This is a genomic window from Bordetella petrii, from assembly GCF_020991325.1.
Classification (GTDB): domain Bacteria; phylum Pseudomonadota; class Gammaproteobacteria; order Burkholderiales; family Burkholderiaceae_B; genus Bordetella_A; species Bordetella_A petrii_E.
In genome coordinates, this window is the sequence record NZ_JAJMLX010000201.1 from 1 (window position 1) to 8,490 (window position 8,490).

Genomic DNA, 8,490 nt, shown 5'->3' on the forward strand with positions numbered 1-8,490 from the left:
GCTTGCTGGTTCTCGATGGTTTGCACCGTATAGCTGTTCACCGAGAACGGTGTGTCCAGCATGTCCCGGTCGCCCAGGGCGGTATCGCCGCCGGTGGCCACCACTTCGAAGACGCCCTTGGTCAGCCGCAGGATAGACACATCGAAAGTGCCGCCACCCAGGTCGTACACGGCATACGTGCCCTCGGCGGCCTGGTCCAGCCCATAGGCAATGGCGGCCGCGGTGGGCTCGTTCAGCAGCCGCAGGACATTCAAGCCGGCCAGCCGCGCGGCATCGCGCGTGGCCTGGCGTTGGGCGTCATCGAAATACGCAGGCACCGTGATGACGGCGCCCACCAGGTCGTCGCCCAATACATCCTCGGCGCGCTGGCGCAGCGTGGCCAGGATCTGCGCGGAAATCTCCACCGGGCTGAGATCGCCCTGCACGGTATGCAGCCGCACCATGCCCGGCGCGTCGACGAACTCGTAGGGCGCCCCGCTGGCGCGCGCTTCATCCAGCGAGCGGCCCATGAAGCGCTTGACCGATACGATGGTATTGAGGTGGTCGCTGGCCTGCTGCGCCAGCGCCTGCCGGCCTATCGCTACCTTGCCGTCGGCAAAGTAGCGCACCGCGGACGGCAACAAGGCCTGGCCATCGGCATCGCGCAACACTTCGGGCGTGCTGCTGCGCACCGCCGCCACCAGGGAATTGGTCGTGCCCAGGTCTATGCCCACCGCCAGCTTGCGCTGGTGCGGCGCGGGCGATTCGCCTGGCTCGGAAATCTGTAATAAGGCCATGTTTATGCTTCGGATCTGAAAGCGTGATGACGGCGCGCCACGAACTTGCCGGCCCTGGCAGGCATCAGCCCGCCGGCCGCGCGGCGGCCAGTTCCTGGGCCAGCTTCTCGACGAACATCCATTCGCGTACCTTGGCGCCAGCCATGGCGTAGTCTTGCCGTTCGTCCAGCAGCTTAGCCAGCGTGCCGCGCATTTGCCGGCGCGCCTGCTCCAGTTCCTGCTCCAGCACGGAAAAACCGGATGCATCCCGGCGCGCATCGTCCAGCATTTCACGCCATTCCATCTGCTGCATCAGGAACGCCGGGTCCATCGCCGTGTTGCTCTCGGTTTGCAGGTCTATGCCCGCCTGTTCGCACAGGTAGCGAGCCCGCAGCAGCGGATCGCGCAATTGCCGGTACGCTTCGTTGGCGCGCGCGGACCACTGCATGGCCACGCGGCGCTCCGCCGGGCTGGCGGTGGCATAGCGGTCGGGATGCACCTGCGCGGCCACCGTCCGCCAGGCGCGTTCCAGCGCCTGGACATCTAGGTCGAACCGAGCGGGCAGGCCAAACAGGCTGAAGTGGTCGTCCGCCGCCAAGACCTACACCGTGAACGACTCGCCGCAGCCGCAGGTCGCCTTTTCGTTGGGGTTGCGGAACTTGAAGCCCTCGTTCAGGCCTTCGCGCGCGTAGTCGAGCTCGGTGCCGTCCAGGTAGGCGAAACTCTTGGGGTCCACGAATACCTTGACGCCAAAGCTCTCGAAGATCTGGTCTTCCGCGGCGGGCTCGTCCACGTACTCGAGCTTGTAAGCCATGCCGGAGCACCCGGTGGTGCGCACACCCAGCCGCAAGCCCACGCCCTTGCCGCGCTTCTGCAGGTAGCGCTCGATATGCGAGGCCGCCTGTTGGGTCAGGGTAACGGACATATCAGTTCGCCGCCGCTGCCGCCACGGTTTCGGCCTCGACCGGCGCCGCGTGCTTGTCTTTGTAGTCTTGCACCGCCGCCTTGATGGCGTCTTCGGCAAGAATGGAACAGTGGATCTTCACGGGCGGCAAGGCCAGCTCTTCGGCGATCTGCGTGTTGCGGATATTCAGCGCCTCGTCCAGCGTCTTGCCCTTGACCCACTCGGTAACCAGCGAGCTGGACGCGATGGCCGAACCGCAGCCGTAGGTCTTGAAGCGCGCGTCTTCAATGACGCCCGATTCGCCAACCTTGATCTGCAGCTTCATCACGTCGCCACAAGCCGGCGCGCCGACCATGCCGGTGCCCACCGACTCGTCGCCCTTCTCGAACGAACCCACGTTGCGAGGATTCTCGTAGTGATCCAGAACTTTGCTGCTGTAAGCCATGATGTTTCTCCTGTGTCGATCGCGTGGCGGCTCAGTGGGCCGCCCACTGCACGGTGTTCAGGTCGATACCCGCCTGGGCCATTTCCCACAGCGGCGACATGTCGCGCAGCTTGCCCACGCGGCTCTTGATCAGGTCGATGGTGAAATCGACTTCTTGTTCGGTAGTGAAGCGCCCCAGCGTGAAACGGATCGAGCTGTGGGCCAGTTCGTCGTTGCGGCCCAGGGCGCGCAGCACGTAAGAAGGTTCCAGGCTGGCCGAGGTGCAGGCCGAACCGCTGGACACCGCCAGTTCCTTGATGGCCATGATCAACGACTCGCCCTCTACATAATTGAAGCTGACGTTCAGGTTGTGCGGCACGCGCTGTTCCAGGCTGCCGTTCAGGTAGGTTTCCTCGATTTGCGACAGACCCGCCCACAGGCGGTCGCGCAGCATACGGACACGCTCGTTTTCGGTGCCCATTTCTTCACGGGCCAGTCGGAAGGCTTCGCCCATGCCAACGATCTGGTGCGTGGCCAGCGTGCCCGAGCGGAACCCGCGTTCGTGGCCACCGCCGTGCATCTGCGCCTCGATGCGAACCCGCGGTTTGCGGCGCACGTAAAGCGCACCGATACCCTTGGGGCCGTAGGTCTTGTGCGCCGAGAACGACATCAGGTCAACCTTGAGCTTTTGCAGATCGATCTCGACCTTGCCGGTGGCCTGCGCCGCGTCGACGTGGAAAATGATGCCCTTTTCCCGGCAGATTTCGCCCAGCGTCTCGATGTCCTGGATAACGCCGATTTCGTTGTTCACCATCATCACCGACACCAGGCTGGTGTCTGGCCGCAGCGCCGCCTTGAACACGTCGAGGTCGAGCAGGCCATCGTCGCGCACATCCAGGTAGGTCACTTCGAAACCCTGGCGCTCCAGTTCGCGACAGGTGTCCAGCACCGCCTTGTGTTCGGTCTTGACGGTAATGACGTGCTTGCCACGTTCGGCGTAAAAATTGGCAGCCCCCTTGATGGCCAGGTTGTCCGATTCCGTGGCGCCGGACGTCCAGATGATTTCGCGCGGATCGGCGTTGACCAGGGCGGCGACTTCTTTGCGGGCGTTCTCGACGGCGTCTTCGGCCTCCCAGCCAAACGCATGGCTGCGCGAGGCCGGGTTGCCGTAGTTTTCGTACAGCCAGGGCACCATTTGCTCGACAACGCGCGGGTCAACCGGCGTAGTGGCGGAATAATCAAGATAAATCGGGCGGGTGGACATGTATTGCTACTCCTGCTTATACGGTGGCGTCGGCGGCGACAGGCGGCGCGGCGGCGGCGCTGGCGGCCCCCCGCTCTACCCGCACCGCGGTGCATCCCTGGGCCGCCTTGGTGGCTTCCTGCAACTGGCGCAGCCGTTGCTGGTCGACCAGGTCTTGCAAGGACACGGAATCGAGGTAATCAACCATTTTGCGGTTCAGGGTCGTCCAGAGCTCGTGCGTCATGCACTTGCCAGACTTGCCGTCCTTGCCGCTGGTGCAGTCATGCTTGCCGCCACAGTTGGTGGCATCCAGGGGCTCGTCGACCGCGAAAATGATGTCGGCCACGGTGACATTGCGCGCCAGCCGGGCCAGCGAATAGCCGCCTCCGGGGCCGCGCACACTGTCCACCAGTTCGTGGCGGCGCAGCTTGCCAAAAAGCTGTTCCAGGTAGGAAAGCGAAATGTTCTGGCGCTGGCTGATTGCAGCGAGAGTTACCGGACCACTGTGCTGCCGCATGGCCAGGTCGATCATCGCGGTGACCGCGAAACGCCCTTTCGTCGTAAGCCGCATGTTGGATTCCTGTCAAAACCGGCTGGCCGCTCCAGAACCGGGGGGCCAATACCCGAGTAATTACCTCAAGTATAGCAAATTCCCGACTAAAACGCTAAGACTTCAAAGTCGTAAAAAACCGCGCCGTGGCGCGGTTTTTCTAGGCCGGCCCAGGCCGGCGGCGTTCAGGCTGCCTGGTATTGCGTGGCCCGCTTGCGGACCAGTTCCAACACGCCCTGACAGGCGTCTTCCAGGTAGTCCAGCACCTTGCCGAAGCCTTCCGGGCCGCCATAGTAAGGGTCGGGTACCGTGGCTTCTTCGAATTCGTTGGCGAAGCGCATCAACAGCATCAGCTTATGCTGATATGCCTTGGGGCACTGTTGCTGCAAAGCGGAAAGGTTGTCCCAGTCCATGGCCAGGATAAGATCGAAGTCGCGGAAATCTTCCGCGGTGACCTGGCGGGCTTCGCAGTGATTGATCTCGTAGCCGCGCTTGCGGGCAGCAGCCTGCGCCCGGGCGTCGGGGGCTTCGCCGAGATGGTACGCGTGCGTGCCCGCGGAATCCACGCGCACGACCTCGCTCAAACCGGCATCGCCTACCAAATGGCGAAAAACACCCTCTGCGCTTGGCGAGCGGCAGATATTACCCATGCAAACGAAAAGTACCTTGGTCATCATGGGTGCAAGTGTGCGGGAAAACCCGGAATATAGCAAGAGTTTTTTGCATTTGCGCAAGCGTATGCAAATTAAAAGCGAGTATAATTTATTTCTATGAAATCAATAATTTAATGCAATAACATAAAGCGAAATCTGATGTTTTTTCGGGCGTTTCTGTAACAAACCGGAAAACCTCATCGCAACGCAACAGCAGGCCTCTTTCCGCCTACCCATTGCCATCCAGCAGCACCCTTTGTTTCAGCGCATTCAGGGCATCGCGCGCGGCCGCGGCCTGCTCGAACTCCAGGTTGCGGGCATGGTCGGTCATCAGCTTTTCCAGGCGGCGGATTTCTTTCGCCACAGACTTCTCGTCAGCCAGCACGTCCGGAGCGATGGCCGCCTCGAGCGTGTCGTGGCGGGCCGGCGCGACAATGCCATCTATCAGTTCGCGCACCGCCTTGCTCACGCCGCGGGCCGTAATGCCGTGGTCGGCATTGAACTGCACCTGCTTGGTGCGCCGCCTTTCGGTCTCGTCCATGGCGCGGCGCATCGAGGCCGTGATGGTGTCGGCGTAAAGAATGGCGTGCCCGTTCAAGTTGCGGGCGGCCCGGCCTATGGTCTGGATCAGGCTGCGCTCTGACCGCAGGAAACCTTCTTTGTCGGCATCCAGAATGGCTACCAGCGAGACTTCCGGGATATCCAGGCCCTCGCGCAGCAGGTTGATGCCCACCAGCACGTCGAAGGCCCCCAGCCGCAGGTCGCGGATGATCTCCACCCGCTCGACAGTATCGATGTCGGAATGCAGGTAGCGGACGCGCACCCCGTGCTCGGCCAGGAAGTCGGTCAGGTCTTCGGCCATGCGCTTGGTCAGTGTGGTGACCAGCACGCGCTCCTGGGCGGCCACCCGCAGCTTGATTTCTCCCAGTAGGTCGTCGACCTGGGTGTGAGCCGGGCGCACCTCGACTTGCGGGTCGACCAGGCCGGTGGGACGCACCACCTGCTCGACCACGTTGTCGGTGTGTTCCTGCTCGTAGGCAGCCGGGGTGGCCGACACGAACACGCACTGGCGCATGCGCGCCTCGAATTCCTCGAGGCGCAACGGCCGGTTGTCCAGCGCCGAAGGCAGGCGGAACCCGTATTGCACCAGGGTTTCCTTGCGGGCGCGATCGCCGCGGTACATGCCGCCAAGCTGCCCCATCGTGACGTGGCTTTCGTCGATGAACATCAGCGCGTCGGCCGGCAGGTAATCGATGAGCGTGGGAGGAGGCTCGCCCGGCGCGGCGCCCGACAAATGCCGGGAGTAGTTCTCGATGCCCTTGCAGAAACCCAGCTCTTGCAGCATTTCAAGATCGAAGCGGGTGCGCTGCTCGAGGCGCTGGGTTTCCACCAGCTTGCCGTCGGTTGTCAGTTGCTTGACGCGTTCGCGCAGTTCTTCCTTGATGGTCTCAATGGCGCGCAACACCGTATCGCGCGGAGTAACGTAGTGTGAACCGGGGTAAACGGTAAAACGCGGCACCTTCTGGCGGACGCGTCCCGTCAGGGGGTCGAAAAGCTCGAGCGTTTCGATCTCGTCGTCGAACAGCGTGACGCGCAGCGCCAGTTCCGGGCTTTCCGCGGGGAAGATGTCCAGGGTTTCGCCGCGCACCCGGAACGTGCCCCGGGTGAAATCGGCATCGTTGCGGGTGTATTGCATGGCCACCAGGCGCGCCAGCACCTCGCGGCGGGAAATGCGGTCGCCCGAGCGCAGGATGAGCACCATGGCGTGGTAGTCGCCGGGATTGCCGATACCGTAGATGCATGACACCGTTCCGACAATGACCGTGTCGCGGCGCTCCAGCAGGCTTTTGGTGGCGGACAGCCGCATCTGCTCGATGTGCTCGTTGATGGACGAGTCTTTCTCGATGAACAGGTCGCGCGTGGGAACGTACGCCTCGGGCTGGTAGTAATCGTAGTAGGAAACGAAATACTCCACCGCGTTCTTGGGAAAGAACTCGCGCATTTCGGCGTACAGCTGGGCCGCCAGCGTCTTGTTGGGCGCCAGCACCAGGGCCGGCCGGCCCAGCCGGGCGATGATGTTGGCCATGGTGTACGTCTTGCCCGAGCCCGTCACGCCCAGCAGGGTCTGGTACATCAGGCCATCGCGCATGCCCTCGACCAGGCCGTCGATCGCGCCGGGCTGGTCGCCCGCCGGGGGATACGGCTGGTACAGATGAAACGGGCTGTCAGGGAACTCGACGAATCCAGGAGCGGTCATGCTAGACTGTCTCAGGGTAAACCCCCCATTATCCACAGCAGTGCCTTCTGCGTCCACCTACCCATACCGAACCTCATGAGCTCTCTTTTCGATCCCGTCGAACTTGCGCCGCGCGACCCGATTCTTGGCCTGAACGAACAGTACAACGCCGATACCCGCCCCGGTAAGGTCAATCTGGGCGTGGGTGTGTATTACGACGACGAAGGCCGCATTCCGCTGCTGTCCGCCGTCCGCAAGGCCGAGATCGCGCGCATCGAGGCGGCGGCCGCCCGCGGCTACCTGCCCATCGAAGGCATCGCCGGGTACAACAAAGGGGCCCAGACCCTGCTGCTGGGCGCCGATTCGCCCCTGGCGGCCGAAGGCCGCGTGCTTACCGCCCAGGCGCTGGGCGGCACCGGCGCATTGAAAATCGGCGCCGATTTCCTGAAACAGTTGCTGCCCCAGTCGAAGGTGCTGATCAGCAACCCCAGCTGGGAGAACCACCGCGCCCTGTTCGAACGCGCCGGCTTCCAGGTGGACACCTATGCCTACTACGACGCGGCCACGCACGGCCTGGACTTCCAGGGCATGCTGGCCTCGCTGCAGGCCGCCCCGGAACAAACCGTCGTGGTGCTGCACGCGTGCTGCCACAACCCCACCGGCGTGGACCCCACGGCCGAGCAATGGAAGGAAATCGCCCAGGTAGTGAAATCCCGAAACCTGGTCCCGTTCCTGGACATCGCCTACCAGGGCTTCGGCGCCGGGCTGCAAGAAGACGCCGCAGTGGTGCGCCTGTTCGCCGACCTGGGCCTGACCATGCTGATCAGCTCCTCGTTCTCGAAGTCGTTCTCGCTGTATGGCGAGCGCGTCGGCGCCCTGACGGTGGTGGCGGGCAACCAGGATGAAGCCAAGCGCGTGCTCAGCCAGCTCAAGCGCGTCATCCGCACCAACTATTCCAACCCGCCCACCCACGGCGGCACCGTCGTGTCCAGCGTGCTCAATACGCCCGAACTGTACTCCTTGTGGGAACAGGAACTGGCCGGCATGCGCGACCGCATCCGCCTGATGCGCCAGCAGTTGGTAGACAAGATCAAGGCGGCCGGCGCCACCCAGGACTTCAGCTTCGTGCTGCAGCAGCGCGGCATGTTCTCGTATTCGGGCCTGAGCTCAGCCCAGGTCGACCAGTTGCGCGAACAACACGGCATCTATGCCGTGGCCAGCGGCCGTATCTGCGTCGCGGCCTTGAACAGCCGCAACATCGAAACCGTTGCCAAGGCCATCGCCGCGGTCATCAAGCAGTAAGCACGGCTTGCATGCCAGCCCAGGGGCCCCATCCGGGGCCCTTTTGCATGGCCGCGCGGCCATGCGAGCTCCGCGGCCGGCCGGGCACTTGCTTTTTTGCTCAGGGTCATCCAGAATCGCTGCTGTATATCCATACAGTTAGCATCGGATCACCGCCATGGCCAGCAAACTTACCGACCGCCAGCAGGAAATCCTGGATCTCATCCGGTTGACGGTGGCGCGCACGGGTTTCCCGCCCACCCGCGCCGAAATCGCCCGCGCACTGGGGTTCCGCTCGCCCAACGCAGCCGAAGACCACCTCAAGGCACTGGCGCGCAAGGGCGCCATTGAACTCACCGCGGGGGCCTCGCGCGGCATCCGCCTTAACGAAGCCCCCGATACCGCCCCCCCCTCCACGCCCGCCGCCGCCATGGCCGGCCTGGC

At 63.5% G+C, this 8,490-nt stretch carries 9 protein-coding genes and 1 pseudogene; 2 read left to right on the forward strand and 8 right to left on the reverse strand.

Features of this window, described 5'->3' with window-relative positions; genetic code table 11:
• From LPZ50_RS17795 to uvrB, 8 genes are all read right to left on the reverse strand, one after another.
• Positions 1–776: Hsp70 family protein (locus LPZ50_RS17795; protein ID WP_230663183.1), on the reverse strand; the 776-nt coding region annotated here is incomplete at its 3' end.
• Positions 777–840: 64 nt separating this feature from the next.
• Entirely contained in the window at positions 841–1,353 is a 513-nt protein-coding gene (gene hscB, locus LPZ50_RS17800) for a Fe-S protein assembly co-chaperone HscB (RefSeq protein ID WP_230663185.1), read from the reverse strand.
• Between the two features lie 3 nt (positions 1,354–1,356).
• Positions 1,357–1,680 carry an iron-sulfur cluster assembly protein IscA gene (gene iscA / locus LPZ50_RS17805; protein WP_230663186.1) on the reverse strand — a complete coding sequence of 108 codons (324 nt, stop codon included), beginning with the start codon at positions 1,678–1,680 and terminating at the stop codon, positions 1,357–1,359.
• A 1-nt stretch (position 1,681) separates the two neighbouring features.
• On the reverse strand, positions 1,682–2,104 hold the full coding sequence (gene iscU, locus LPZ50_RS17810) for a Fe-S cluster assembly scaffold IscU (RefSeq protein WP_230663189.1): 423 nt from the start codon (positions 2,102–2,104) through the stop codon (positions 1,682–1,684).
• Between the two features lie 31 nt (positions 2,105–2,135).
• Entirely contained in the window at positions 2,136–3,347 is a 1,212-nt protein-coding gene (locus LPZ50_RS17815; protein ID WP_230663191.1) for an IscS subfamily cysteine desulfurase, read from the reverse strand.
• Between the two features lie 16 nt (positions 3,348–3,363).
• On the reverse strand, positions 3,364–3,897 hold the full coding sequence (iscR, locus tag LPZ50_RS17820; protein ID WP_230663193.1) for a Fe-S cluster assembly transcriptional regulator IscR: 534 nt from the start codon (positions 3,895–3,897) through the stop codon (positions 3,364–3,366).
• A 164-nt stretch (positions 3,898–4,061) separates the two neighbouring features.
• Complete coding sequence (locus LPZ50_RS17825; RefSeq protein WP_230663195.1) at positions 4,062–4,553, reverse strand: low molecular weight protein-tyrosine-phosphatase; 492 nt, start codon at positions 4,551–4,553, stop codon at positions 4,062–4,064.
• A gap of 205 nt (positions 4,554–4,758) precedes the next feature.
• Positions 4,759–6,786 carry an excinuclease ABC subunit UvrB gene (gene uvrB / locus LPZ50_RS17830; protein ID WP_230663197.1) on the reverse strand — a complete coding sequence of 676 codons (2,028 nt, stop codon included), beginning with the start codon at positions 6,784–6,786 and terminating at the stop codon, positions 4,759–4,761.
• Between the two features lie 75 nt (positions 6,787–6,861).
• Here uvrB and LPZ50_RS17835 point away from each other — a divergent pair, with 75 nt between their 5' ends.
• Together LPZ50_RS17835 and LPZ50_RS17840 are read left to right on the forward strand one after the other, a co-directional pair.
• Entirely contained in the window at positions 6,862–8,067 is a 1,206-nt protein-coding gene (locus LPZ50_RS17835; RefSeq protein WP_230663199.1) for an amino acid aminotransferase, read from the forward strand.
• Positions 8,068–8,224: 157 nt separating this feature from the next.
• A pseudogene (locus LPZ50_RS17840) lies at positions 8,225–8,490 on the forward strand (repressor LexA); the annotation flags it as partial.

Bases quoted from the DNA above. Each gene is read 5' to 3' on its own strand.
- LPZ50_RS17815 (WP_230663191.1), bottom strand. From the start codon at position 3,347: ATGTCCACCCGCCCGATTTATCTTGATTATTCCGCCACTACGCCGGTT.
- iscR (WP_230663193.1), bottom strand. From the start codon at position 3,897: ATGCGGCTTACGACGAAAGGGCGTTTCGCGGTCACCGCGATGATCGAC.
- iscU (WP_230663189.1), bottom strand. From the start codon at position 2,104: ATGGCTTACAGCAGCAAAGTTCTGGATCACTACGAGAATCCTCGCAAC.
- LPZ50_RS17825 (WP_230663195.1), bottom strand. From the start codon at position 4,553: ATGATGACCAAGGTACTTTTCGTTTGCATGGGTAATATCTGCCGCTCG.
- iscA (WP_230663186.1), bottom strand. From the start codon at position 1,680: ATGTCCGTTACCCTGACCCAACAGGCGGCCTCGCATATCGAGCGCTAC.
- uvrB (WP_230663197.1), bottom strand. From the start codon at position 6,786: ATGACCGCTCCTGGATTCGTCGAGTTCCCTGACAGCCCGTTTCATCTG.
- LPZ50_RS17835 (WP_230663199.1), top strand. From the start codon at position 6,862: ATGAGCTCTCTTTTCGATCCCGTCGAACTTGCGCCGCGCGACCCGATT.